Origin of the sequence: Streptomyces sp. NPDC094147 (genome assembly GCF_044764265.1) — a bacterium.
GTDB lineage: Bacteria > Actinomycetota > Actinomycetes > Streptomycetales > Streptomycetaceae > Streptomyces.
In genome coordinates this window covers 172,999-196,819 of record NZ_JBIWHT010000012.1, presented here as the reverse complement: position 1 = coordinate 196,819, position 23,821 = coordinate 172,999, and the positions used below count along the sequence as shown (strand labels likewise).

Below are 23,821 nucleotides of genomic sequence, written 5' to 3'. Positions count from 1 at the left end.
TTGAGGGTGGCCGAGCCCGACCTGGGGCGGCTGTTGGGCCGCTCGGCGCCTCAGCTCAGCATCGGCAGCACCTCCGTCCCCAGCCTCCGTACGTTCTCCTCCGTGGCCGCCAGGTCGCCCGAGCCCTCGACCAGCAGGGCGAAGCGGGTGATGCCGGTGCGTTCGGCGGTGGCCGCGAGGCGGTCCGCGGCCGTGCGCGCGGTGCCCACCGGGTGCAGGCGGCAGAGGAGTTCGGTGTACGTCACCGGGTCACGCATCGCGCGATGGCGGCCGTCGACCGTCACATGGGCCTCCAGGCCCTGCTTCAGCCAGCCCGGCATCGACTTCAGCAACGTTTCGGCGGCCTCGATGCGGCCGTCCGCGATCTGGGCGACCCCGGCCGACACATGGCCCGCGGCCGCCACCACCTCCGGCCCATGACCCGCCGCGAGCGCCTCCCGGCGCCACAGGGCGACCATCTCGGCCTTCTCCTCGTCGCCGCAGTGCATCCCGAGCAGCATCGGCAGACCGCGCTCGGCGGCCAGCTTCACGCTCGTCGGCGAGGTGCACGCCACGATCACCTCGGGGCTCGCGCCCCCCGGGCCGCCGTCCAGGATCTCGTCGGGCCGCGGCACGACGTTCACCTCCCGGAAGGTGAACCGTTCCCCCAGACCTGCGACGCGGGGTTCGCGCAGCCAGCGCAGCAGCAGATCGAGCGACTCCGGGAAGCCCTCCTCGTACGCCCGCAGGCCCGAGCCGAACACCTCCAGGTCGACCCAGGGCCCGCCGCGCCCCAGGCCCAGCGAGAACCGGCCGCCGGAGGTGAGGTGCAGCAGCGCGGCCTGTTCGCCGAGGGCCACCGGGTGCGCGGTCGGCAGCACGGTGACCGCGGTGCCGACCCTGATCCGGCGCGTACGCCCGAGGAGCAGCGCGGCCAGCGTCACCGCGGACGGGCACACGCCGTACGGTACGAAGTGGTGTTCGGCCAGCCATACCGAGTCGAGACCCGACTCCTCGGCGACCTCGGCGGACCGGACCGCCCGGTGAAGTGTTTCTCCCTGCCCCTGGCCCGGGAACTGCGCTGCCAGTACAAAAGTTCCCACACGCATCGCCTTCTGCCTCCTTGCGGCCGACGCGGTACTCCCCCTCTTACCGGCATTAACGTCTGACAAGTGCCAAAGGCACGGTCCTGCGCCGACTTCTTGCGATTGTCCGCTTGGGGTTCGCCCGAACGAGTGACTCCGCGACCTCCTCCCCAGGGCGGGTACCCGGGCGGCGTGGCCCTAGGCTGGGAGAAACGTCCGACCCGCCCCGTGAGGTGTTCACGTGTCCCCGCGCCGCAACCGCCCCAAGGGTGGCGAGAAGCCGACCGAGTCCGAGAGCCGGACGGGCGGCGAACGTTTCGGCCTCCAGGGCACCGAGTCGTGGCAGGGCGAGGAGTGGTCGGTGCGGCATGTGGCGGGGGCCAGTGCCGCCGGCAAGCGGTACCGCTGCCCCGGTTGCGACCAGGAGATCCCGTCCGGCGCCCCGCACTTGGTCGCCTGGCCCGAGTACGCGGGCGTCGACGAGCGCCGTCACTGGCACAAGGCCTGCTGGAACGCGAAGGACCGCCGCACCACCAGGGTGCAGCGGTCCAGGAACGCGCCCAAATACTGAACGCGCCTACACGTCGCGCGAGTTGAGCGCGAGGAAGGCTCCGCCCAGAGCGACCGCGGTGATCCCGGTCATGATCCACAGCGGCTCCCAGCCGCTCGGCCCCGAGTTCGACATCGAGACCCCGTAGAAGGCGCTCAGCTGGCTGGGGATCGAGTACTGGAGCAGGAACTGCTGCAGGCTCCGCAGTGACTGGTTGAACATGAACAGCGCGAGCACCAGCGGCAGCAGCACCACGCCCATCATGATCGTGATCGAGCCCGCGGAGTGCCTGATGAGCGCTCCGACCGCGAGCGAGAGCAGCCCGATCATCGCGACATAGAGGCCGACCCCGACGGTGGCCCGCAGCCACTGGCCGCCGGTCGGCTGCGTCGCGTCGCGCACCATGGCGGTCTGGACCGCGGCGACCAGGGTCGTCGCCGCCGTCACGGTGACGAACGCGAGCAGGAAGAAGACGATCGACTTGGCCGCCAGGATCCGCCCCCGGCTCGGGCAGGCCGTCAGGGTCGTACGGATCATGCCGGTGCCGTACTCGGACGTGATGGTCAGCACGCCGAGCGCGATCACGCAGATCATGCCGAGCGGCACCCCGTAGAAGCCGAGCACCAGGACCGGGGTTTCGCCCATGCGTGCGCCGCTGTTCCGTGCGAGGTAGGCCGCGAGCACGCCGAGGACGACGACGAGTGCGATCATCGCGCCCAGTGTCCACATGGTGGAACGAACCGACCGGATCTTGGTCCACTCGGAGGCGAGCGCATCACCGAAGGTGGCGCGCCGCACGGCGATCGGCGAGGTGTACGGACCGAGGGGCGCGCCCGGCGCCTGCTGGTACTGCGGCTGCTGCTGGTAGGGGGTGGTCATCGGGCGTCCTCGGGCTTGGTCGGGGCGGCGGGAGCGGCCGGGGCCTGCGGAGCCGGGGGAGCGGCGGGCGGCTGGGGTGCGGCCGCGTACGGGTTCTGGCCGGGCGGCGGCGGGGCGTACCAGCCCTGCTGCGGCACCTCGGGGATCACCGGCGGCGGGGCGTACCCGGGCGGCACCGGCGGCATCAGGCCCGCCTTCTCGTCGGCCGTCGAGCGGTAGTCGACCGCGCCCTGCGTCATCCGCATGTACGCCTCCTCCAGCGAGGCCTGGTGCGGGGACAGCTCCCACAGCCGTACGTCCGCCCCGTGCGCCACCTCGCTGATGCGGGGCAGCGCCAGGCCGGTCACGCGCAGCGCGCCGTCCGGCTCGGGCAGCACCTGGCCGCCCGCCTCGGTCAGCGCGGCGGTCAGCTTCTCGCGCTGCGCGGGCTCCGTCTGCGGCGTCCGCACCCGCGCGAAGTCCGCGGAGTTGTGCGAGATGAAGTCGGTGATGCGCATGTCCGCGAGCAGTTGGCCGCGGCCGATCACGATGAGGTGGTCGGCGGTCAGCGCCATCTCGCTCATCAGGTGCGAGGAGACGAAGACGGTGCGGCCCTCGGCGGCGAGCTGCTTCATCAGATTGCGGACCCACAGGATGCCCTCGGGGTCGAGGCCGTTGACCGGCTCGTCGAAGAGCAGCACCTGAGGGTCGCCGAGCAGCGCGGCGGCGATGCCGAGCCGCTGGCCCATGCCGAGCGAGAACCCGTTGGAGCGGCGCCCCGCGACCTCCTGGAGGCCGACCACGCCGAGCACCTCGTCCACCCGGCGGGCCGGGATGCCGGACAGCTGGGCGAGCGAGAGCAGGTGGTTGCGGGCGCTGCGGCCGCCGTGCACGGCCTTGGCGTCGAGCAGCGCGCCGACCTGCCGGGGCGCGTTGGGGAGGCTGCGGAAGGGGTGGCCGCCGATGGTGACGTGGCCGGCGGTCGGCTGGTCGAGGCCGAGGATCATGCGCATCGTCGTCGACTTGCCGGAGCCGTTGGGCCCCAGGAAGCCGGTGACGGCACCGGGCCGCACCTGGAAGGAAAGGTTGTGCACGGCCGTCTTGGCGCCGTAGCGCTTGGTCAGTCCGACTGCCTCGATCATTCTCCAGCCCCATCGACGGTTTGGGTCGTCGGGGCGGTGTCCGGCCTGCGGCCGGTCTGCCCCCGTATGAGTGAGGAGCTTATCCAGGCCTTGACGGTTCCAGCTAAGTCAAACGGTTCGTTCCGCTTCGGTCGCCGGGCGTAGCAGGGCTCAGGCGTCCCGCTTCTTCAGTACGAGACAGCCGCCCGCCAGCGCCGCGATCACCCACAGCGCCATGATGCCGAGGCCGCCCCAGGGCCCGTACGGCGCCGGATCGCTGTTCATCGCGTCCGGGACCACCTGCATGATCCGCGAGCCGGCCCGGTCGGGGAAGTAGCGGGCCACGTTCTTGGCGCCCGGCACCGCCGACAGGATCTGCGAGATCAGGAAGAAGAACGGCATCAGGATGCCGAGTGACAGCATCGAGCTGCGCAGCATCGTGGCGACGCCCATCGAGAAGAGCGCGATCAGTGCCATGTAGAGCCCGGCGCCGAAGACCGCGCGCAGCACATGGGGCTCGCCGATGGTGGTGCGGTGCGGGCCCAGCAGCGCCTGGCCGAGGAAGAAGGACAGGAAGCTGGTCGCCATGCCCACGACCAGCGCGAGCAGGGTGGCGACGGTGACCTTGGAGAAGAGGAAGGTGGCGCGTTGGGGCACCGCGGCGAGCGAGGAGCGGATCATGCCCGAGCTGTACTCGGTGCCGACGACCAGCACGCCGAAGACGACCATCGCCAGCTGACCGAGGATCATCCCGGAGAAGCTGATGAGGGTCGGGTCGAAGGTGAGCCTCTCGGCCGGTCTGAGGTTGTCGAACTGCGACTTCATCAGCGCGCAGAGCGCCGCGCCGATCGCGACCGTCACGATCAGGGCGCTGGCCAGCGTCCAGGTGGTGGAGGAGACCGTACGGATCTTGGTCCACTCGGACTTCAGGACCGCGGGTACCGACGCCATCGCTCAGACCCCCTTGCCCCGGCCGGGATCGCCCCAGTTCGGCGTCGGCCGCGCACCCCGGTCGGGCGCCGCGGGCGGCCCGCCCGAGGTGGTGGCGCCGTGTGCGTGGTACTCCACCGAAGCCGCCGTCATCTGCATGAACGCCTCTTCGAGGGAGGCCTGCTGACCGGACAGCTCATGCAGTACGAGCTGGTGCTGGGCGGCCAGTTCACCCAGCGCCTCGATCTTGCCGTTGTCGATTTCGATGGCGCCGTCACCGGTCTGGAGGAAGGGGACGCCGGCCCGCTGAAGCACGTCGAGGAGGCGTTCCCACTGCGGTGAACGGAGCCGGACGAAACTCCGCGAGTTCTCCCGGATGAAATCCGCCATCGATGTATCGGCGAGCAGTCGGCCCTGCCCGATAACGATCAAGTGATCCGCCGTGAGCGCCATTTCGCTCATCAGGTGAGACGAAACGAAGATCGTTCGCCCTTCGCCCGCGAGCTGCTTCATCAGATTGCGGATCCAGTGAATTCCCTCGGGGTCCAGACCATTGACGGGTTCGTCGAACATGAGGATCTCGGGGTCGCCGAGCAGCGCGGACGCGATTCCCAGGCGCTGACCCATACCCAGCGAGAAGCCCTTCACCTTCTTCTTCGCCACCGCCGTCAGACCGACCGTGTCCAGGACCTCCGACACCCGCGCCGCCGGGATCCGGTTGGACTCGGCGAGACACAGCAGGTTGTTGTACGCGCTGCGGCCGCCGTGCATCGCCTTGGCGTCGAGCAGCGCCCCGATGTACTTCAGCGGCTCCGAGAGCTCGCGGTAGTGCCTGCCGTCGATGCGTACGGTCCCACTGGTCGGGTTGTCGAGATCGAGGAGCATCCGCATCGTGGTCGACTTGCCGGCCCCGTTGGGTCCCAGGAATCCGGTCACCACCCCTGGCCTGACCTGGAAGGACAGGTGGTCGACCGCCACCTTGCTGCCGTAGTGCTTGGTGAGCCCCGCTAGCTCGATCATGCGGCCACGCTAGATGCGGACGAAGCCCCCCGCCACTGGAGTGGCAGGGGGCTTCGACCGGTGACCGCAGCCCACGGGGGTAGGGCTGCGGAGACTAGCGGGTCTGCTGCGCCGGGACGCCGCGCGAGACGGGCTCGTCGTCGACCGGGGAACCGGCGGCGGCCACGGCCGCACCGGTCAGCGTCGCCAGCATCTCGCGGACGTTGGTCAGCTGCGCGTTGATCGAGTCGCGGCGGTTGGTGAGCGCCGCCAGCTCGCGCTCGGATTCCGAACGGATCCGGTCCGCCTTGGCGTTGGCGTCCGCCACGATGTCCTCTGCCTGGCGCTGCGCGGTCTCCACCGTCTGGCGTGCCCGGCGCTCGGCGTCCGTACGCAGCTTCTCGGCCTCCAGGCGGAGCTGCTCCGCGCGGTGCTCGATCTCCGCGAGGCGCTTCTCGGCCTTGGCCTGACGGGACGCCAGGTCGCGCTCGGACTGCTCGCGGCGCTTGGCGAGGTTCGTCTCGAAGTCCGCGGCGGCCTGGGCGGCCTTGGCGCGGGTCTCCTCGAAGAGCGCGTCCGCCTCCTCGCGCTTGGACTGCGCGTCCTTCTGTGCCTCGGAACGGAGCTGAGAGGCGTCACCCTTCGCCTTCTCAACGATCCGAACGCCCTCGTCCTCGGCCTTCGCCTTGCGCTCGGAGGCGAACGACTCCGCGTCGTTGCGCACCTGCTGGGCGGCGGACTCGGCGAGTTCGCGGTGCTGCTCGGCGGCCCGGCGGGCCTCCTCGCGCAGGTCCTTCGCCTCTTCCTCGGCGAGCCGCAGGATCTTTTCGACCCGCGCACCCAGACCCGCGTACGACGGCTCCGCGTCGTTCACCTGGGCCTGGGCGTTCTGCGTTTCGAGGTGGAGCTCCTCGATGCGCTTTTCCAGAGAAGTGATCCGTGCCAGAGCGCTGTCACGGTCGGCGACGAGCTTGGTAATGCGGTCGTCCACCTGACCGCGGTCGTAACCACGCCGCACGAGCTCGAAGCCGAAGGGGGAGGAAGTGTCGCTCATGGGGTTCCTGTCGAATGAGACCGGTGAGGTGATAAGGGGATCCTAGGGGCCCAAGCGGCGTGTCATCGAGCGGATGACCGTTTGATCTGGAGAATGTCCAGCCTTTTGAGTGGCTAGCCCTCGGAAGACTTGCCACTCGAACGTGTTGCCCCAGCCGTCGCACCTGCCTTGACACCTGCGGAAGAACCGCCGGTGGACGCGGTCTTGCCGCCCGAGGTCGGCGCCTCGAAGGATTCCAACGCCTCAAGTACGTCCTGGACACGGGAGATCTCGGCATTGATGTCCTCCCGCCGCCGTACCAGGACGTCCAGTTCGCGCTTGCCCTCCTCGACCGTGCGACGGGCCTCGTCGGCCGCGTCGTCGCGCAGCTTCGTCGCCTCGCGGACCAGCTCGGCCTTCTTGGTCTCGGCCTCCTTGAGCAGCGCCTCCGCCTTCTTCACCGCGGCGATACGGACCTTGCCCGCCTCCGAGTTGGCGTCTGACACCAGCTCCTTGGCCTTGGCCTCCGCCTCGGCGGCCTGCTCGGTGGCGGCCTTCACCAGATTGTCGACGCGCTCGCCCGCCGTCTTCATCTGCTCGGCGCTCTCCCGCCGGGCCCGATCGTGCAGCGCCTCGACCTCCGCCTCGGTGCGGGCGCGCACCTCCTCCGTACGCTCCCTTATGGCGGTGGCGTCCGCGCGGGCGCCGGCCAGCAGCTCATCTGCGTCCGTACGGGCCTTCTCCACCAGGGAGTTGCCCTCGACGGTCGACTCGGCGACGATCCGCTCGGCCTCCTTGCGGGCCGCGCCGACCATCGTGTCGGCCTGCTCCTCGGCCTCGGTCGCGGCGCGCAGCGCCTCCTCCTGGGCCTTGTTGACGAGCTGGTCGGCCTGCTCGGCCGCGTCCGCGCGCCGCTTGGCCGCCGCGGTGCGGGCCTCGTCGAGCAGCCGGTCCGCCTCCTCGCGCGCCTCGGTACGCGTCTGCTCGGCGGCCTCGTCCGTGCGGGCCCGGTTCTTCTCGGCCTCGGCGCGGATCCGCTCGGCGGCCTGCTGGGCGGAGCCCACCGTGTCGGCGGCCTCGGCGCGCAGCCGCTCGGCCTCGCCGCTCGCCTCCGCGATGAGCTGGTCGGCCTGGGCGGCCGCGTCCGCGCGGCGCTTGTCGGCGGCCTGACGCGCCTCGTCCAGGATCCGGTCGGACTCGGCGCGGGCGTCGGCGAGGGTCTGCTCGGCTTCGGCGGCGGCCGCGCCCAGCGTCGAACCCGCGTCGGCGCGCGCCTCGGTGGTGACCAACTCGGCATACGCGTTGGCCTCGTTGGTGGTGCGCTCGGCGTCCGCCTCGGCCTTGCTGGTGACCCGCTCGGCCTCCTCGCGCGCCTGGGCGCGCAGCGCGTCGGCCTCGGCCTGACCCTCGACCCGTACCTGCCGGGCCTCGGTGGTGAGCCGCTCGGCCTCGGCGGTGGACTCCGCCGCCAGCCGTTCGGCCTCCGCGGTCGCCTCGGTGACCAGGCGGTCGGCCTGGCTCGCGGCGTCGGAGCGGATCCGGTTGGCGTCCTCGCGGGCCTCGGCCCGGGTGCGGGCCGCGTCCTGCTCGGAGGAGGCGAGTGCGTCGGAGGCCTCGGTGCGCATCCGCTGCGCGTACTCGGAAGCGTCCGAACGGGCCTTCTCCGCCTCGGCCATGGCGTCCGTGACGGTCCGCTCGGCCAGCGCCTTGGCGGCCTCGGACTCCTCCTGGGCGCGGGCGCGGATGCGGCCCGCGTCCTCGGTGGCGCGCTCCCGCTCGGCGTGCGCCTCGGCGCGGACCCGGTCCGCCTCCTCCTGCGCCTCGGTCGTGGTGCGCTCCGCCGCGTGCTCGGCCGCGCTGCGCAGCCCCGTGATCTCCTGCTCGGCCTCCTCGCGGAGCCCGGACACCGAATCCCGTACGTCCTTGGCGGTCTGCTCGGCCGCCGACACCAGCTCGGTGGCGCGCCGGTCGGCCTCCTCGCCGAGCCGCTGCGCCTCGGCCTGCGCCTCCTCGACCCGCTTGCGCGCGGAAGCGAGCAGCTCCTCGCTCTGCTCGCGGGCCTGAGCGCGCTCCGAATCGGCCTCGGTGCGCGCCGAGTTGAGGGTCTCCTCGGCCTCCCGGCGGCGCCGGGTGGCCTCCTCCTGGGCGGCGGCCAGCGCCTCGGCGGCCTCGGCGCCGACCCGCTCGGCGGCGGCCGCGGCCTCCGCGCGCATCCGGTCGGCGGTCTCCTGCGCCTCGGACTTGAGCCGCTCGGCCTCCGCGGACGCCTCGCCGCGCAGCCGCTCGGCCGCGCTCTCCGCCTCGGAACGGGCGGTCGAGGCGTCCGCGGCGGCCTCGGTGCGCAGCCGCTCGGTCTCCTGCTCGGCCTGCGCCTGGAGCGTACGGATGCGCTCAGCGGCCTCGGTGCGGATCCGCTCGGTCTCCTCGGCGGCCTCCCGCCGGATCCGCTCGCCCTCGCCGCGGGCGTCGGTGAGGGCCTGCTCGGCGGCGGCGTGGCGCTGCTCGGCCTCGGTGTGCAGCCGGGTCAGCTCTCCGGCGGCCTCGGCCTGACGGGCCGCTATCGCCCGCTCGGTCTCCTCGCGGAGCTCAACTGCCGCCCGGTCGGCGTCCGTTGTGGTCTGCTCGGCCAGCTCCTCGGCCTCGGTACGCATCCGCTCGGCCTCGGCGCGGGTGCGCTCCAGGGTCTCCTCGGCCTGCTTGCGCAGCGTGTTGGCCCGCTCGACCGCTTCATTGCGTACGCGCTCGGACTCGTTGCCCGCGGCCGTGCGCAGCTCGTCGGCGTCGGCCTTCGCCTTGGCGAGCAGCTCCTCGGCGGTGTTCGCCGCCTCCTCGATCTGCTGGACGGCCTCGCGCCGCGCCTCGCCCCTGATCCGCTCGCCCTCGGCGACCGCCTCGGCGCGCAACTGCTCGGCCTCGCCGCGCAGTCGGCGGGCCTCCTCCTGGAGCTCGACCGTCTTGGCCCGGTACTCCTTGGTGTCGTCCTTGGCCGCGCCCTTGAGCTCGTCGGCCTGCTCGGCGGCCTCGCCGCGCAGCCGTTCCGCCTCGGCGTCCGCCTCGCGGCGGATCCGCTCGGCCTCCTCGGAGGCCTTGCGGGTGGTCTCCCGGGCGTCCTCGGACGCCTTGGTCAGGACCTCTTCGGCGGTACGCGCAGCCTTGGCGAGCTGGGCCGCGGTGTCCTCGGCGGCGCTGGTGCGCGCCGACTCGGCGGCCTCCGTGCGCAGCCGCTCGGCCTCCGCCTTCGCGTCCTCAAGAGCCTGCTCGGCCTCGGCCTTGAGAGCCTCGGCCTCCTTGGTGGCCTCCGCGACCAGACGGGCGATCTCGGCCTTCGCGGTCCTGGTGCGCTGCTCGTTGGCGGACTCGGCGCTCGCGAGCTGCTTGGCCGCCGACTCCTTGGCCTCGGTGACGGTCCGCTCGGCCTCGGCGCGCGCCTCGCGCAGCGCGGCCTCCGCCTCCTGCGTCCGCTGCTCGGCGGCCCGGCTCAACTCGGCGGCCTGCTGGCGCGCCTGGTCGGTCTCGGCGGTGGTGGACGTCCGCAGCTGCTCGGCGTGGGAGGTGGCCTCCTGGGCCTGCGTGGACGCGGCGTTCAGGAGCCGCTCGGCGTTCTTGTGGGCACGCAGCAGCGTCGCCTCGGCCTCGGCGCGGGCCGACTCGGCCTCGGAACCGAGCCGTTGGCGGGCCTCCTCGGCGACGCGGGTGGCCTCCGCGCGAGCCGCGGCGAGCGACTGCTCGGCCTCGGCACGGGACTCCTCAAGGAGCCGGCGGGCCTGCGCCTCGGTGCGGGCCCGCAGCTGCTCGGCCCAGGCCACGTTCTCGTTGACGTGCGACTCGACGGTGGCCCGGCGCTCGGACAGCTCCTGGTCGAGGCGCTGGCGGCGGCTGACGGCCTCCGCGTGCAGTTCGGCCTGGAGCCGCGCCTGGTGCTCGGCGTGCTCCTGGAGGATCCGCTGCGTCTGGGCGCGGGCGTCGCGCAGTTCGCGCTCGGCGTCGGTACGCAGCTGCTCGGCCTGCATCTGGGCGTTGCGGAGCAGCTGTTCGGCCTGGTAGCCGACGTTGGCGGCGTCGTAGGCGGGACGGGTCGCGAGATTGCGGCGCGCCTCGTGGAGCTTGGCGCGCAGCACTTCGACCTGGTAGCCGAGATCCTCGGCGTGCTGAACGGCCTTCTCCCGCTCGGTCTTCAGCCGATCCATCTCGGCCTCGAACCGCGAGAGGTGGTCGTCAGGCCGGTGGCTCTGGCTCTCCTGGCGTTCGTAGCCCCGCACTGCGCGGTCCCATCCGTCCCCTGGTCGCGAACACTGCCCGTACGAGCACCGTCCGACCGCACACGACGGACGGGGCCCCCGGTGAATGGTGTCAGATCGAAACAGGGGCGTGGGTCCCAGGCCCCGACCCGACCCCGGCCCGGAACCGCCCACTGTACCGGGCGGAGTATCCGGAGGTCGGGCCTCCACTGTGTGGGCTCAGTGGCCGGCGGTGTCCTGGGGTGCGGAAGTGACGAGTTCGGTGAGCACGCCGTGGCAGTCCTTGGGGTGCAGGAAGGTGATCTGCGAGCCCATCGAACCGGTCCGCGGCTGCTCGTACAGGACGCGTACGCCCTTGTCGCGGATGGCCTCGGAGTCGGCGGTGACGTCCGCGGTGCCGAAGGCGATGTGGTGGACGCCCTCGCCGTTCTTGGCGAGCCACTTGCCGACCGCGGAGTCCTCGCGGGTGGGCTCCAGGAGCTGGAGGTAGGAGGCCCCGCCGTCCGAGGTCTCGTTGATCTTGAGCATGGCCTCGCGCACGCCCTGTTCTTCATTGACCTCGGTGTGGAACACCTCGAAGCCGTACGTCGCACGGTAGAACTCGACGGTCCTGTCGAGGTCGAAACAGGCGATCCCGATGTGGTCGATTCGCGTCAGCATGGGTCCAGTGCAGCGCTCGCAGGGCCGGTTACGCAACGTGCGCGCGATCACACCGGCTGCCCGGTGACGTGGGCAGTACCGCTCAGTACATTCGAAGTAAACCCTCGTTCACACCTCACCTCCCTAGGGGCCGTGCCTCATGTCTGGAACGACCGGTACCACCTCAGTGATCGTCGCGGGCGCCCGTACGCCCATGGGCCGCCTGCTCGGCTCCCTCAAGTCCTTCTCCGGCGCGGACCTCGGCGGCTTCGCCATCAAGGCGGCCCTGGACCGGGCCGGCATCGGCGGCGACCAGGTGCAGTACGTGATCATGGGCCAGGTGCTCCAGGCCGGGGCCGGCCAGATCCCGGCCCGCCAGGCCGCCGTCAAGGCCGGCATCCCGATGAACGTCCCCGCGCTCACCATCAACAAGGTGTGCCTGTCCGGCCTGGACGCGATCGCGCTGGCCGACCAGCTGATCCGCGCGGGCGAGTTCGACATCGTGGTCGCCGGCGGCCAGGAGTCCATGACCAACGCCCCGCACCTGCTGCCGAAGTCCCGCGAGGGCTTCAAGTACGGCGCGATCGAGATGCTCGACGCGATGGCGTACGACGGTCTGACCGACTCCTTCGAGAACATCCCCATGGGCGAGTCGACCGAGAAGCACAACACCCGCCTGGGCATCGCCCGCCCCGAGCAGGACGCGATCGCGGCGGCCTCGCACCAGCGGGCCGCGGCCGCCCAGAAGAACGGCATCTTCGAGGCCGAGATCACCCCGGTCGAGATCCCGCAGCGCAAGGGCGACCCGGTCCTGTTCGCCAAGGACGAGGGCGTACGGGCCGACACGACGGTCGAGTCCCTGGGCAAGCTGCGCCCCGCCTTCGCCAAGGACGGCACCATCACCGCCGGCACCTCCTCGCAGATCTCGGACGGCGCGGCCGCGGTCGTCGTCATGTCCAAGGCCAAGGCCGAGGAGCTGGGCCTGGAGTGGATCGCCGAGATCGGCGCCCACGGCAATGTGGCCGGCCCCGACAACTCGCTCCAGTCGCAGCCCTCGAACGCGATCCGGCACGCGGTCGGCAAGGAGGGCATCACGGTCGAGGACCTCGACCTGATCGAGATCAACGAGGCCTTCGCGGCGGTCGCCGTCCAGTCAATGAAGGACCTCGGGGTGTCCCCGGAAAAGGTGAATGTCAACGGCGGCGCCATCGCGCTCGGCCACCCGATCGGCATGTCCGGCGCCCGCGTCGTGCTCCACCTCGCGCTCGAACTGAAGCGCCGCGGCGGCGGCATCGGGGCCGCGGCCCTGTGCGGCGGCGGCGGCCAGGGCGACGCGCTGATCGTGCGCGTCCCCGGCAAGTGACCCCAACTCCCTGATTCCTGCGGTGCGTACGCGACTGAACGGAGCGGCAATGGTGGACGTCCCCGAACTGGTGGCCCAGGCGCGGGAAGGCCGGCCCCGGGCCGTCGCCCGGCTGATCTCGCTGGTCGAGGGGGCGTCCCCGCAACTGCGCGAGGTCATGGCGGCGCTGGCCCCGCTCGCGGGCGGCGCGTACGTCGTGGGACTCACGGGCTCGCCGGGTGTCGGCAAGTCGACGTCCACCTCCGCGCTGGTCACGGCGTACCGGCGGGCCGGGAAGCGGGTCGGCGTCCTTGCCGTCGACCCGTCCTCGCCGTTCTCGGGCGGCGCGCTGCTCGGCGACCGGGTCCGGATGTCGGAGCACGCCTCCGACCCCGGCGTCTACATCCGCTCGATGGCGACCCGGGGCCACCTGGGTGGACTGGCCTGGTCCGCGCCGCAGGCGATCCGGGTGCTGGACGCGGCGGGCTGTGAGGTGATCCTGGTCGAGACGGTGGGCGTCGGACAGTCCGAGGTCGAGATCGCCTCGCAGGCCGACACCTCGGTCGTGCTGCTCGCCCCGGGCATGGGCGACGGCATCCAGGCGGCGAAGGCGGGCATCCTGGAGATCGGCGACGTGTACGTCGTCAACAAGGCGGACCGGGACGGCGCGGACGCCACCGCCCGCGAGCTCAACCACATGCTGGGCCTGGGCGAATCCCGCGGCCCCGGCGACTGGCGCCCGCCCATCGTCAAGACGGTGGCGGCGCGCGGCGAGGGCATCGACGAGGTCGTGGAGGCGCTGGAGAAGCACCACGCGTGGATGGCCGAACACGGCGTCCTCGCGGAGCGCCGCCGCGCCCGCGCGGCCCGCGAGGTCGAGACGATCGCGGTGACCGCCCTGCGCGAACGCATCGGCTCCCTGCACGGCGACCGCCGCCTGGACGCGCTGGCCGCACGCATCGTGGACGGCGAGCTGGACCCGTACGCGGCGGCGGACGAGTTGGTGGCGGGCCTGACAGAACAGGCCTGACCGCGGCTGCGGCCGTCGGGGCTCCGCCCCAAGCCCCGCTCCCCAAACGCCGGAGGAGCTGGCTTTTGGGCGCGCTGCTGCCTTGGACCGCATGTTCCTTCTGTGTGCGTAACGCGGGCGTCGGTGCCGTGAGTTGAGACGACCTCCTCACGGCGCCGTTTCGCGTTCCCGCTCGTACGCCCACCGTGAGGAATTCCCATGTCTTCGTATGCCGCGGTTCTGCGGACCCCCCACGCCTGCCGCGCCTTCGGCGCCGGACTGCTCGGCAGGCTCTCCTACGGCGTCGTCCCGCTCGCGCTCTGCTTCGTGCTGGCCGGCGTCCCCGTCCTCGGTTCCGCGCTGGCCGTCAGAGCTTCCCGCGGTGGCCGCGCAGGTGTTCCGCGACCGGGGTCAGTGACCCGCGTAGATCCGCGAGAGCCTCGCTCGACAGCAGGTCGATGAAGTGGCGGCGTACGGAGGCCACATGGTGGGGGGCGACCTGCTCCATGGTCTGCGCGCCGTGCTCGGTGAGGACGGCGAAGAGTCCGCGCCGGTCGGACTCGCAGTTCTCGCGCCGGACCAGGCCCGCGTTCTCCATGCGGGTGATCTGGTGCGAGAGCCGGCTCTTGGACTGCAGGGTGGCGGCCGCGAGGTCGCTCATCCGCATCCGCTTGTCGGCCGACTCCGAGAGGTTCACCAGGATCTCGTAGTCGTTGTTGGTCAGGCCGAACGGCTGCAGATCCTTCTCCATCTGGTACGTCAGCATCCTGTTGACGTCCAGATAGGTGCGCCAGGCACACTGCTCGTCATCGCTCAGCCAGTTCGTGGCCGTCTCGGTCTCCATATGTGGATTCTACCTAAGAAGTTGAATTCTGAACCAAGTGTCGGATGTGACGCCTGGCACGCGATGCGGTCGCGCCACTTCGTGCGGGCCCCGACCGGGCCCGCACGGGCTCAGACGTTCGACGTCACACTCCGCAGACTACCGCTCACAGCCCGAAGCGACGCTGCAGGTCCCCGAGCTGGCCGGGAAGACGCGGTACCGCGCCCGCCTGACCCTGCCCGCCCTGACCGCCGCCCGGCACTCCGGGCTCGGCGTCCACCTGCCCGGTCGACTGCTCCGGCATCAGCACCTCGGTGGACTGGAGCAGCACCGTGCCCGCCCCCACGAACTCGAACTGATGCTCCTCGCCGGAGGTTCCCCCGAGCCCGGTAAGTGACCGGATTCCGCCCAGCAGGCCGGTCATGTAGCCGTGGTCGTAGTGGTGGCAGGGCGAGGGACAGTCCGCCCAGCCTACGAGCGCCTGCGGATCCACCCGGACGGGAGGCTCCATGAAGACGACCGGGCCGTTGGAGGCGGCCACGAACTTCCCGGTGCCGATCAGCGTCAGGAAGCCCGGCACGATCGACTGCTTCAGCGCGAGGGACGGCTGGTAGGCGAGGAGGTTGCCGGACCGGATCGTCAGATTGCCGTCGTCCAGGTCGTAACTGTTCACGTCGAAGGCGCGGTCCGCGAGCAGCATCTTGCCGCTGCCGTCCGCCACCACCCAGTCACTGGCGTGCAGCGGAGAGTGGAAGCTGGTGCGCAGCAGCCGGTCGAGCCGGCCGTGGCCGATGCCGTTGAACTCGATGCGCCCGTAATAGGCGATCATCTTGCCCTTCTGCAGGAACCACTGGCTCGATTTGAGCTCCACGCAGAAGGTGTACTTGTTGACGTTGTCGTCCGTCGGCAGCGAGTACGGATCGAAGATCACGGGCGCGCTCACAGCTTCTCCTCCGAGGCCTGCACGTACACCGCGCCATTGCCGGACAGTTCGAGCTGGAAGGCCTCGCCGGAGCCCCGGCCCACCATGTCGCGCCAGCCCAGCGCGGCCGAGAGCTTGTTGCGTACGTCGCCGTGGTGGGCGACATACGCCTGCGGGTCGACGTGGACCGGGCGCTGCGGGGTGATCGGCAGCTCGATCACTCCGCCGTGCGCCATCACCGCAACTGCCCCGTGTCCCTTGAGAGTTGTGGTGAACAGGCCCTGGCCGGTCACCTGGCCGCGCACCATGCCCATGACCCCGCCCTGCGAGCCCATGAACATCGTGCCCTGCTGGAGGGTGCCGTCGAAGGCGAGCAGGCGGTCGGCCTCGACGTACAGGGTGTCGCCCTGGAGGTTGATGACCTGGATGTGGTGGCCGCCGTGGCCGAACATCACCGTGCCGCTGCCCTCTACGGTCATCAGCGGCGTCGCCTCGTTGGCGACCCGGCGGCCGATCATCGACATGAGGCCGCCCTGGCCGCCCTGGATGTTGGGCGTGAAGGACACCTCGCCCTTGTACGCGAGCATCGCGCCGCGCTGGCTGAACATCTTCCGACCGGGGCTCAGCGTCGCCTCGACCATCTTCGAGTTGATCTCGCGGAAGGGCATCAGACGTCCCCGCCGATCGTGTTGCGCTCGCTCGGCTGCACGTACACCAGGCCCTCGCCCTCGAACCGGATCTGGAAGGCCTCGCCCGAGCCCTCGCCGATGAAGGTGCGGAAGGTCACCCCGGACTGGAAGTGCTGCTGGAGGTTGCCCTGGTGCGCGATGTACGCCCCGGGGTCCACCGACAGCGGGTACTGGGCGGTGACCCGGAGCACCACGGCGGGGCCGTCCGACATGATCGCGGCCTGGCCGTGGCCCTCGATCGTCGTGGTGAACAGGCCGTTGCCCTGGCTGGCGCCGCGCAGGCCGGTGAACGTGGTGCCGGTGCGCAGCGCGGCGTCGGTGGCGAGCAGGTTGCTCGCCTCGACGAAGAGCTTGTCCCCGCCGAGGTTCACGAGGTTGATCTCGCTCGCGCGGTCGGCGAAGTAGCACGTGCCGTGCCCCTTCACCTCCATCACGGTCATCTGCTCGCCGGTCAGCCGGCGGGTCACCATGCCGCGCAGGCCCTCACCGCCGCCGGACATCTTCTTGAACGCCATCTGGCCGTCGTAGGCGACCATCGAGCCGTTCTTCGCCTTGACGGCGTCGCCTGTCATGTCTACGGCAAGCATCTTGCTGCCCTGGAGTCGGAACATTGCCACGGCCCGACGTTAGCCGCCGGGGCCCCGCCCCAACAGGGGCAACGGTGCGGTGTCAGAATGGGGAGCCGTTTGTGCATCCGTTCACAAACGATCACAGCCGCCCGCTCCCTCCCAGCGAAGGTGCCCCACACGTGGACATCAAGACAGCCTCCGCCCTGCATCGACTCCGACTGGTCTCGCTCCCCGAGGCCATCTCGTTCCCGATCCTGCTGGTCTGCTCGGTGCTCAAGCGCACCACCTCGTTCGACGGGGTCATGGTGATGGGCATGGTCCACGGCATCCTGTTCACGGTGTACGTGCTCTTCTGGCTGGACGCCTGGAACCGTACGAAGTGGGCGAAGAAGACCGCCGCCGGGTACTTCGTGCTCGCCGTCCTGCCCTTCGGCGGCTTCTTCGCCGAGCGCAGGATCCGCCGCGAGCTGGACGACGCGGTGATCGCCACCCGGGCCCGCAAGGAAGGGGTGGTGAACGCGTGATCGTCGCCTTCTCGGTCAGCCCGCTCGGGGTCGGCGAGGACGTGGGGGAGTACGTCGCCGACGCGGTGCGCGTGGTCCGCGAGTCGGGGCTGCCCAACCGCACGGACGCCATGTTCACGTCCATCGAGGGTGAGTGGGACGAGGTGATGGACGTCGTGAAGCGCGCCGTCGCCGCCGTCGAGGCCCGCTCGAACCGGGTCTCGCTGGTCCTCAAGGCGGACATCCGCCCCGGCGTCACGGACGGCCTGACGTCCAAGGTCGAGACGGTGGAGCGCCACCTGTCCGCGTAACGCGCCCGCACGAGAGCCCCCGGCCGCTTCCTCGGCCGGGGGCTCTTTCGCGTCTGCGGCGTACGAGATGAGGGGCAGCCGGCCTGCCCGCGCGGGAAGCCGTTCAATCTAGAACCGCTCACTCGGAGTACTCCAGTCGACACGCCGGGAAATCTCCACTTTTGTGGGGATATCGAACCAGTTCGAAACCCCTGCTCGATGATCAGCTGGAGGGCACCGTGCGACCGGAGGGCTACGACTACGAGACCCACAGCCGGCTAGCCGGACTGCTCACGGAGCCCGGCGGCTCGCCCTACCGGGTGCAGTACCGGAGCCTGCTCTCCCGGGAGCCGCACCGCATACGAGCCGTCCTCCTGATGACCCTGGCGCCGATACTCACCGGCCTGCTGCTCGTCTATCTGGTCTGGCCCACCCACTGGGTCGAGCGCGAGGGGGGCGACCGCTGGCTGGTGAACCTCGACATCGCGATGCTGATCTCGATCGGGCTCATCGAGCTGTTCATGGTCGTCAACGTCGCCTCGGTCGCCCACGCCACGATGGTCGCCCGCGACCCCGTCCCGGTCACCCCCGAAGACGGCACCCGGGTCGCCTTCCTCACCACGTACGTGCCGGGCAAGGAACCCATGGCCATGGTGCGGGGCACCCTGGAGGCCGCCGCCCGGCTCACCCACGCCGGGCCGCTGGACGTCTGGCTCCTGGACGAGGGCGACGACGAGCAGGCCAGGGCGCTCTGCGCGGAGCTGGGGGTGCGCCACTTCACCCGCAAGGGCGTCCCCGAGTGGAACCGCAAGAAGGGCGTCCACAAGGCCCGTACCAAGCACGGCAATTACAACGCCTGGATCGCGATGCACGGCGGCGGCTACGACTTCTTCGCCTCCGTCGACACCGACCACGCCCCGCTCCCCAACTTCCTGGAGCGGATGATGGGTTACTTCCGCGACCCCGACGTCGCCTTCGTCGTCGGCCCGCAGGTGTACGGGAACTACAGCTCGCCCGTCACCAAGGCCGCGGAGTCCCAGCAGTTCCTCTTCCACGCGCTGATCCAGCGGGCCGGCAACCGCTACCGGGCGCCCATGTTCGTCGGCACCAACAACGTCGTGCGGATCGCGGCGCTGCGGCAGATCGGCGGCCTGTACGACTCGATCACCGAGGACATGGCCACCGGCTTCGAGCTGCACCGGCACAAGAACCCGCGGACCGGCCGCCACTGGCGCTCCGTGTACACCCCCGACGTGCTGGCCGTCGGCGAGGGCCCGGCCTCCTGGACCGACTTCTTCACCCAGCAGATGCGCTGGTCGCGCGGCACCTACGAGACGCTGTTCAAGCAGTACTGGAAGGCGCCCTTCAGCATGCCGCCCGGCCGGCTGCTCTCGTACACCCTGATGCTCGTCTACTACCCGATGACGGCCGTCAACTGGCTGCTCGGCATGGTCAGTTGCGTGCTCTTCCTCTGGTTCGGCGCGTCCGGCACCCAGGTCACCGCCTCCGTCTGGCTGATGCTCTACAGCGACGCGGCGGCCCTGCAGATCGGCCTGTACCTGTGGAACCGGCGGCACAACGTCTCCCCGCACGAACCGGAGGGCTCGGGCGGGCTCGCCGGGATGGGCATGTCGGCGCTCTCGGCGCCCATCTACCTCAAGTCGCTCGGCTCGGCCGTGCTGCGCACCCCCGGCCACTTCGTCGTCACCCCCAAGGGCGGCCAGGCCAGCCCCGACCGGCTGTGGACCTTCCGCATCCACCTGTTCTGGGCGGGCCTCCTGACCGCCTCGCTGATCGCCTCCGTCCACTACCACCACACCCACGCCGCCATGCGCACCTGGGCCGTGCTCGGCCTGTGCATCGCGCTCGCCCCGGCGGCGATCTGGGCCTGGACCTCGGCCCGGGAGCGCGGCGCGGCCCGCACCGCCGCCCGGAGTGCCACGACGAAGCCCGCCGGCGAGGCGGAGCCCGCCATCGCCAGGACGACCGGAGGTAACTGAGCCATGGCCTACCGGCCCTCGAAGCGGACGAAGAAGACCCTGCTCGGCGGCGGCGCCGTCGTGGTCCTGGCGGGACTGAACGCACCCGCCGCGGTCTCCTTCGCCACCGAGCAGTACCACGCGTACGAGATCGCCCAGCCCGAGTACATGGCGAAGTACGGCGCCTGGCACGGCGTCGACATCCCGAAGGAGTACCGGACCAACGCGATCCACGCGGCGCTGCTGCACACCGGCAAGGTGCTGATCATCGCGGGCTCCGGCAACAAGCAGGACCACTTCGACGCGGGCACCTTCGACACCGTGCTGTGGGACCCGAAGGACAACTCCTTCAAGAAGATCCCCACCCCCGAGGACTTCTTCTGCGGCGGCCACGCCCAACTCCCCGACGGCAAGCTCCTGGTGGCCGGCGGCACCGCCCGCTACGAGGTCCTCGACGACGCGGTGAAGCGGGCCGGCGGCGGCATGCGGGTCAAGAACGAGAACCCGGAGAAGGCCGTCACCATCAAGAAGGGCACCAAGTTCCGCTCCGCTTCGGGCATGGAGTACGTGTCCAGGTTCGACGTCACGGTGCCGCGCGCCAAGCGCGAGTTCGAGGTCTCGTACGACGCGACCGGCCAGATGAAGCCCTGGAACACGAAGGTCACCGCCGCCGAGGCGCGGGTCTTCGTGGAGGCCGCCGCCGAGGGCCCCCGCTCGGTCGCCACCGACCGGGCCCAGTACGAGATCGAGGGCCTCACGGGCGCCGACGCCGGCAACGTGTACGGGCTCGCCGAGAAGCTCACCCTGGACAAGCAGGACTTCCAGGGCATCAGGGCGGCGTACGAATTCGACCCGAAGGCCGAGAAGTACATACCCGTGGCCCCGATGAAGGAGGCCCGCTGGTACCCGACGCTCACCACGCTCCAGGACGGCAGGGTCCTCGCGGTCTCCGGACTCGACGACGTGGGCGCCATCCTCGCGGGCGACAACGAGATCTACGACCCGAAGACGAAGAAGTGGTCCCAGGGCCCCTTCCGCTACTTCCCGACCTACCCCTCGCTGTTCCTGACCAAGAGCGGCAAGCTCTTCTACTCGGGGGCCAACGCCGGGTACGGGCCCGCCGACAAGGGCCGCGAGCCGGGGCTTTGGGACGTGGAGAAGAACACCTTCACCAAGATCGGCGGCCTGAGCGCCACCGACCAGCTGGAGACGGCCAGTTCACTCCTGCTGCCCCCGGCCCAGGACCAGCGGTTCATGCTGCTTGGCGGCGGCGGGGTGGGCGAGTCGAAGAAGTCCACGCCGCGCACCGCCGTGGTGGACCTGAAGCAGGACAGCCCCGCCTTCCAGTCCGGACCCGAACTCCCGCAGGGCACCCGGTACTTGAACAGTGTCATCATGCCCGACGACTCGGTCTTCACCAGCGGCGGATCCGAGGACTACCGGGGCCGGGGCAGCTCGAACATCCTGAAGGCGCAGTTCTACGACCCCAAGGCGAACGCCTTCCGGGAGGCGGCGGACCCCATGGTCGGCCGCAACTACCACTCCGAGGCGCTGCTGCTGCCCGACGGCCGGGTCGCCACCTTCGGCTCCGACTCGCTCTTCGGCGACAAGGACAACACCAAGCTCGGCAAGTTCGAGCAGCGCATGGAGGTCTACACCCCGCCGTACCTCTACCGGGACAAGAGCAAGCGCCCGGCGCTCGGCGACGGCCCCGAGGTGGCCGCGGGCGACGGCCGGGCGACGTTCAAGTCCGACCACCCCGAGCGCATCGTGAAGGCCCGCCTGATGCGGCCGAGCGCGGTGACCCACACCACGGACGTGGAGCAGCGCTCGATCGACGTGGGCCTGACGAAGGACAGGAACTCGGTCACGGTCACCGTCCCGAAGGACCGGGCCCTGGTCCCGCCGGGCTGGTACATGCTCTTCGTGACGGACCAGGAGGGCACCCCGTCGGAGGCGAAGTGGCTGCGGATCGACTGAGTACCGGTCAAGAGCCGTGCAGCCCCTGCGGCGGTCGAGGAGCGGAGGGCCGGGGGCGGCGCCCCGGAAGCCTCGCGTCAACCCCGCGCACGCCTGGCAAGACCCAGGGCGTAATCCGGCCACCACGTCCCCGCGGACGGGCCGCCGCGGCAGGGCCCGTCGGAATCCCCCGGCCGCTTGATCCACAGGAACGCGTCGATGAGCGGATCCCCGGTGGTCAGCGACGGCGGGGTGCCGAGCGACCGCCCCGGCGGGTTGCACCAGGACTGGTTGCGGTCGTCCTTCAGCGGCCCCTCGCCGTTGCGGCTGGTGTCCATGACGAAGTGCTTGCCGCCGAGCTCCCGCGACACCCTCATCCCGTACGCCCGTACGGCGGCGTCGGTCTGGAAGTTGGAGACGTTCAGCGCGAAGCCGTCCGCCTTGTCGATGCCGGCCCGCCTGAGGGGCTCGACCAGGCTGTGCGGGTCGGGGATCCAGGAGGGGTTGCCCGCGTCGAGGTAGACCTTGGTGTTCGGCAACTGCTTGAGCTGCGAGATCGCCTCGTTCAGGAGCTGGTAGCGCTCGGCGTGGCGGTCGGGCGTCGTACACCCGTCGATCATGTGGGCCACCGCGTCCGGCTCCAGGACGACGACGGCCTGCGCGTCGCCGATCGCCTCCGCGAACATTCCGTACCAGCTGCGGTAGCCCTCGACGCCCTTCGCCCCGCCTGCCGAGTACATCCCGCAGTCGCGGTGCGGAATGTTGTACGCCACGAACAGCGCGGTCCGCTGCTCCCTGGCGGCGCCGGCGACGGCCTTGCGGATGTCGGGCCCCGGGTTCTGATCGGACGGCCAGGTGGCGACCGGCCGCTCGGCGATCCGGCGCAGCACCTGGGCGTCGGCCTTGCGGCCCTGGCCCTCCCAGATCTTGATCTGCCGGGCGGCATCGCTCTCCGGGTCGACCCAGAACGGCGAGCCGGGCGCCACCACCGGGGCGGCCTCGACCCTGGGGCGGCCCTGGACCACGGCGGCTTCATCGCGCGCGGCGCCCCAGGAGCAGCCGGCGACGGCGGTGAGCAGGGCGGCGGCGAGGAGGGTGCGGTACCGGGACATCCAGTTCCCCTGGGTGGCAAGGATCTCTACGGCCTCTACGGGACCGGGCAATCGTGACATAGCGGTCACTCTGCGTGGGGGAGCGCCATGCCGGGCGGCGTGCGCGGTGGCCGTGCCGCGCACGCCCGGGGACCGAACTGCGAGACGGGGCTGACCGGCATGTGACCAGTGGGTAAGGTCGACGCGTGCCCAAGCCGCTCAGCCTCCCCTTCGATCCCATCGCCCGAGCCGACGAACTCTGGCAGCAGCGCTGGGGTCCCGTGCCCTCGATGGGGGCGATCACCTCGATCATGCGGGCGCACCAGATCCTGCTCGCGGAGGTCGACGCGGTGGTGAAGCCGTACGGACTGACCTTCGCGCGGTACGAGGCGCTGGTCCTGCTCACCTTCTCCAAGGCGGGCGAGCTGCCGATGTCCAAGATCGGCGAGCGGCTGATGGTCCACCCGACGTCGGTCACCAACACGGTGGACCGCCTCGTGAGGTCGGGCCTCGTGGACAAGCGCCCCAACCCGAACGACGGCCGCGGCACGCTGGCGTCCATCACGGACAAGGGCCGCGAGGTGGTGGAGGACGCGACCCGCGACCTGATGGCGATGGACTTCGGCCTCGGGGTGTACGACGCGGAGGAGTGCGGCGAGATCTTCGCGATGCTGCGCCCGCTGCGAGTGGCCGCCGAGGACTTCGAGCAGAGCTAGGGGGTGCCTTTCCCACCCCCACCCTTGTAGGGCCGCCGCAGGCGCCACCCGCGCGAAGATCGCCCCATGCGTCCCGTTACGCTCGACCGCATGAAAAAGAGCGTGCTGACCCGGTACCGCGTGATGGCCTACGTCACCGGCGTGCTGCTGGTCCTGCTGACCCTGGGCGTGATCGCCAAGTACATCCTCGACATGAACGGCGCCGCCGACTTCACGAAGATCGTGGGCATCGCGCACGGCTGGCTGTACGTGATCTACCTCGTCTTCGCCTTCGACCTGGGCTCCAAGGCGAAGTGGCCGGTCGGCAAGCAGCTGTGGGTGCTGATCGCCGGCACGATCCCCACCGCCGCCTTCTTCGTCGAGCGCAAGGTCTCCAAGGAGCTGGAGGCCAAGGTCGCGGACGAGGTCCCGGCCGGCGCCAGCGCGTAGGGCGTGCCCTAGGGGCCTGTGGTCAACCCCACCGCCGCGCAAGCGATGCGCGGCGGTCGCCCATCGAC

The 23,821-nt window shown here is 70.8% G+C and carries 22 protein-coding genes; 9 read left to right on the top strand and 13 right to left on the bottom strand.

Features of this window, described 5'->3' with window-relative positions; all coding sequences use genetic code 11:
• Nucleotides 1-50: 50 nt before the first annotated feature.
• Nucleotides 51-1,088, bottom strand: coding sequence for an LLM class flavin-dependent oxidoreductase (locus ACIQ8J_RS20165; protein ID WP_403272844.1), 1,038 nt, complete (start codon nt 1,086-1,088; stop codon nt 51-53).
• A gap of 217 nt (nt 1,089-1,305) precedes the next feature.
• Between ACIQ8J_RS20165 and ACIQ8J_RS20160 the strand changes: the two genes are divergently transcribed.
• Entirely contained in the window at nt 1,306-1,635 is a 330-nt protein-coding gene (locus ACIQ8J_RS20160; protein ID WP_403272846.1) for an ATP/GTP-binding protein, read from the top strand.
• Nucleotides 1,636-1,641: 6 nt separating this feature from the next.
• Here ACIQ8J_RS20160 and ACIQ8J_RS20155 read toward each other — a convergent pair whose 3' ends face one another.
• The 7 genes from ACIQ8J_RS20155 to mce form a co-directional block, all read right to left on the bottom strand.
• Nucleotides 1,642-2,493 (bottom strand): ABC transporter permease, encoded by an 852-nt coding sequence (locus ACIQ8J_RS20155; RefSeq protein WP_403272847.1) that lies wholly within the window; start codon nt 2,491-2,493, stop codon nt 1,642-1,644.
• Nucleotides 2,490-3,614 (bottom strand): ABC transporter ATP-binding protein, encoded by a 1,125-nt coding sequence (locus ACIQ8J_RS20150; protein ID WP_403272848.1) that lies wholly within the window; start codon nt 3,612-3,614, stop codon nt 2,490-2,492. Before ACIQ8J_RS20150 ends, ACIQ8J_RS20155 begins: the two co-directional genes overlap by 4 nt.
• A 150-nt stretch (nt 3,615-3,764) precedes the next feature.
• Complete coding sequence (locus ACIQ8J_RS20145) at nt 3,765-4,544, bottom strand: ABC transporter permease (RefSeq protein WP_403272849.1); 780 nt, start codon at nt 4,542-4,544, stop codon at nt 3,765-3,767.
• A 3-nt stretch (nt 4,545-4,547) separates the two neighbouring features.
• On the bottom strand, nt 4,548-5,543 hold the full coding sequence (locus tag ACIQ8J_RS20140) for an ABC transporter ATP-binding protein (RefSeq protein WP_403272851.1): 996 nt from the start codon (nt 5,541-5,543) through the stop codon (nt 4,548-4,550).
• Between the two features lie 94 nt (nt 5,544-5,637).
• Nucleotides 5,638-6,576: a cellulose-binding protein gene (locus tag ACIQ8J_RS20135; RefSeq protein WP_329462994.1), complete on the bottom strand. Its 939-nt coding sequence runs from the start codon at nt 6,574-6,576 to the stop codon at nt 5,638-5,640.
• A gap of 113 nt (nt 6,577-6,689) precedes the next feature.
• Entirely contained in the window at nt 6,690-10,814 is a 4,125-nt protein-coding gene (gene scy / locus ACIQ8J_RS20130; RefSeq protein ID WP_403272853.1) for a polarized growth protein Scy, read from the bottom strand.
• Between the two features lie 198 nt (nt 10,815-11,012).
• The gene (gene mce, locus ACIQ8J_RS20125) at nt 11,013-11,453 is read right to left on the bottom strand and encodes a methylmalonyl-CoA epimerase (protein WP_403272854.1); all 441 of its coding nucleotides are present in this window, start codon (nt 11,451-11,453) and stop codon (nt 11,013-11,015) included.
• Between the two features lie 139 nt (nt 11,454-11,592).
• Here mce and ACIQ8J_RS20120 point away from each other — a divergent pair, with 139 nt between their 5' ends.
• Both ACIQ8J_RS20120 and meaB read left to right on the top strand, forming a co-directional pair.
• Nucleotides 11,593-12,795, top strand: a complete 1,203-nt coding sequence (locus ACIQ8J_RS20120; RefSeq protein ID WP_403272856.1) for an acetyl-CoA C-acetyltransferase — start codon at nt 11,593-11,595, stop codon at nt 12,793-12,795.
• A gap of 49 nt (nt 12,796-12,844) precedes the next feature.
• On the top strand, nt 12,845-13,804 hold the full coding sequence (gene meaB / locus ACIQ8J_RS20115; protein ID WP_399053605.1) for a methylmalonyl Co-A mutase-associated GTPase MeaB: 960 nt from the start codon (nt 12,845-12,847) through the stop codon (nt 13,802-13,804).
• A 346-nt stretch (nt 13,805-14,150) separates the two neighbouring features.
• Here meaB and ACIQ8J_RS20110 read toward each other — a convergent pair whose 3' ends face one another.
• From ACIQ8J_RS20110 to ACIQ8J_RS20095, 4 genes are all read right to left on the bottom strand, one after another.
• The gene (locus tag ACIQ8J_RS20110) at nt 14,151-14,627 is read right to left on the bottom strand and encodes a MarR family winged helix-turn-helix transcriptional regulator (protein WP_403272857.1); all 477 of its coding nucleotides are present in this window, start codon (nt 14,625-14,627) and stop codon (nt 14,151-14,153) included.
• A 145-nt stretch (nt 14,628-14,772) separates the two neighbouring features.
• Nucleotides 14,773-15,549, bottom strand: coding sequence for an AIM24 family protein (locus ACIQ8J_RS20105; RefSeq protein WP_403272859.1), 777 nt, complete (start codon nt 15,547-15,549; stop codon nt 14,773-14,775).
• Nucleotides 15,546-16,196, bottom strand: coding sequence for an AIM24 family protein (locus tag ACIQ8J_RS20100; protein WP_403272860.1), 651 nt, complete (start codon nt 16,194-16,196; stop codon nt 15,546-15,548). Before ACIQ8J_RS20100 ends, ACIQ8J_RS20105 begins: the two co-directional genes overlap by 4 nt.
• Nucleotides 16,196-16,828 (bottom strand): AIM24 family protein, encoded by a 633-nt coding sequence (locus ACIQ8J_RS20095; protein WP_403273039.1) that lies wholly within the window; start codon nt 16,826-16,828, stop codon nt 16,196-16,198. The genes ACIQ8J_RS20100 and ACIQ8J_RS20095 overlap by 1 nt, the downstream gene beginning before the upstream one ends.
• 137 nt (nt 16,829-16,965) lie before the next feature.
• Between ACIQ8J_RS20095 and ACIQ8J_RS20090 the strand changes: the two genes are divergently transcribed.
• The 4 genes from ACIQ8J_RS20090 to ACIQ8J_RS20075 all read left to right on the top strand — a co-directional run bounded on the left by ACIQ8J_RS20090 (nt 16,966) and on the right by ACIQ8J_RS20075 (nt 21,538).
• Nucleotides 16,966-17,310, top strand: coding sequence for a DUF3817 domain-containing protein (locus ACIQ8J_RS20090; protein WP_403272861.1), 345 nt, complete (start codon nt 16,966-16,968; stop codon nt 17,308-17,310).
• On the top strand, nt 17,307-17,600 hold the full coding sequence (locus ACIQ8J_RS20085; protein WP_365440018.1) for an MTH1187 family thiamine-binding protein: 294 nt from the start codon (nt 17,307-17,309) through the stop codon (nt 17,598-17,600). Before ACIQ8J_RS20090 ends, ACIQ8J_RS20085 begins: the two co-directional genes overlap by 4 nt.
• Nucleotides 17,601-17,818: 218 nt before the next feature.
• Entirely contained in the window at nt 17,819-19,579 is a 1,761-nt protein-coding gene (locus ACIQ8J_RS20080; RefSeq protein WP_403272863.1) for a glycosyltransferase family 2 protein, read from the top strand.
• Between the two features lie 3 nt (nt 19,580-19,582).
• Nucleotides 19,583-21,538 (top strand): galactose oxidase-like domain-containing protein, encoded by a 1,956-nt coding sequence (locus ACIQ8J_RS20075; RefSeq protein WP_403272865.1) that lies wholly within the window; start codon nt 19,583-19,585, stop codon nt 21,536-21,538.
• 77 nt (nt 21,539-21,615) lie between these two features.
• On the opposite strand, the gene ACIQ8J_RS20070 is transcribed toward ACIQ8J_RS20075, so the two are convergent.
• The gene (locus tag ACIQ8J_RS20070) at nt 21,616-22,629 is read right to left on the bottom strand and encodes a glycoside hydrolase family 6 protein (protein ID WP_403273040.1); all 1,014 of its coding nucleotides are present in this window, start codon (nt 22,627-22,629) and stop codon (nt 21,616-21,618) included.
• A 185-nt stretch (nt 22,630-22,814) separates the two neighbouring features.
• On the opposite strand from ACIQ8J_RS20070, the gene ACIQ8J_RS20065 reads away from it, so the two are divergent.
• Both ACIQ8J_RS20065 and ACIQ8J_RS20060 read left to right on the top strand, forming a co-directional pair.
• On the top strand, nt 22,815-23,324 hold the full coding sequence (locus tag ACIQ8J_RS20065) for a MarR family winged helix-turn-helix transcriptional regulator (protein ID WP_403272866.1): 510 nt from the start codon (nt 22,815-22,817) through the stop codon (nt 23,322-23,324).
• 90 nt (nt 23,325-23,414) lie between these two features.
• The gene (locus ACIQ8J_RS20060) at nt 23,415-23,753 is read left to right on the top strand and encodes a DUF3817 domain-containing protein (protein WP_403272868.1); all 339 of its coding nucleotides are present in this window, start codon (nt 23,415-23,417) and stop codon (nt 23,751-23,753) included.
• Nucleotides 23,754-23,821: the final 68 nt, after the last annotated feature.

Bases quoted from the DNA above. Each gene is read 5' to 3' on its own strand.
- ACIQ8J_RS20165 (WP_403272844.1), bottom strand. From the start codon at position 1,088: ATGCGTGTGGGAACTTTTGTACTGGCAGCGCAGTTCCCGGGCCAGGGG.
- ACIQ8J_RS20155 (WP_403272847.1), bottom strand. From the start codon at position 2,493: ATGACCACCCCCTACCAGCAGCAGCCGCAGTACCAGCAGGCGCCGGGC.
- ACIQ8J_RS20150 (WP_403272848.1), bottom strand. From the start codon at position 3,614: ATGATCGAGGCAGTCGGACTGACCAAGCGCTACGGCGCCAAGACGGCC.
- ACIQ8J_RS20145 (WP_403272849.1), bottom strand. From the start codon at position 4,544: ATGGCGTCGGTACCCGCGGTCCTGAAGTCCGAGTGGACCAAGATCCGT.
- ACIQ8J_RS20140 (WP_403272851.1), bottom strand. From the start codon at position 5,543: ATGATCGAGCTAGCGGGGCTCACCAAGCACTACGGCAGCAAGGTGGCG.
- ACIQ8J_RS20135 (WP_329462994.1), bottom strand. From the start codon at position 6,576: ATGAGCGACACTTCCTCCCCCTTCGGCTTCGAGCTCGTGCGGCGTGGT.
- mce (WP_403272854.1), bottom strand. From the start codon at position 11,453: ATGCTGACGCGAATCGACCACATCGGGATCGCCTGTTTCGACCTCGAC.
- ACIQ8J_RS20120 (WP_403272856.1), top strand. From the start codon at position 11,593: ATGTCTGGAACGACCGGTACCACCTCAGTGATCGTCGCGGGCGCCCGT.
- meaB (WP_399053605.1), top strand. From the start codon at position 12,845: ATGGTGGACGTCCCCGAACTGGTGGCCCAGGCGCGGGAAGGCCGGCCC.
- ACIQ8J_RS20110 (WP_403272857.1), bottom strand. From the start codon at position 14,627: ATGGAGACCGAGACGGCCACGAACTGGCTGAGCGATGACGAGCAGTGT.
- ACIQ8J_RS20100 (WP_403272860.1), bottom strand. From the start codon at position 16,196: ATGCCCTTCCGCGAGATCAACTCGAAGATGGTCGAGGCGACGCTGAGC.
- ACIQ8J_RS20095 (WP_403273039.1), bottom strand. From the start codon at position 16,828: ATGTTCCGACTCCAGGGCAGCAAGATGCTTGCCGTAGACATGACAGGC.
- ACIQ8J_RS20075 (WP_403272865.1), top strand. From the start codon at position 19,583: ATGGCCTACCGGCCCTCGAAGCGGACGAAGAAGACCCTGCTCGGCGGC.
- ACIQ8J_RS20070 (WP_403273040.1), bottom strand. From the start codon at position 22,629: ATGTCCCGGTACCGCACCCTCCTCGCCGCCGCCCTGCTCACCGCCGTC.
- ACIQ8J_RS20060 (WP_403272868.1), top strand. From the start codon at position 23,415: ATGAAAAAGAGCGTGCTGACCCGGTACCGCGTGATGGCCTACGTCACC.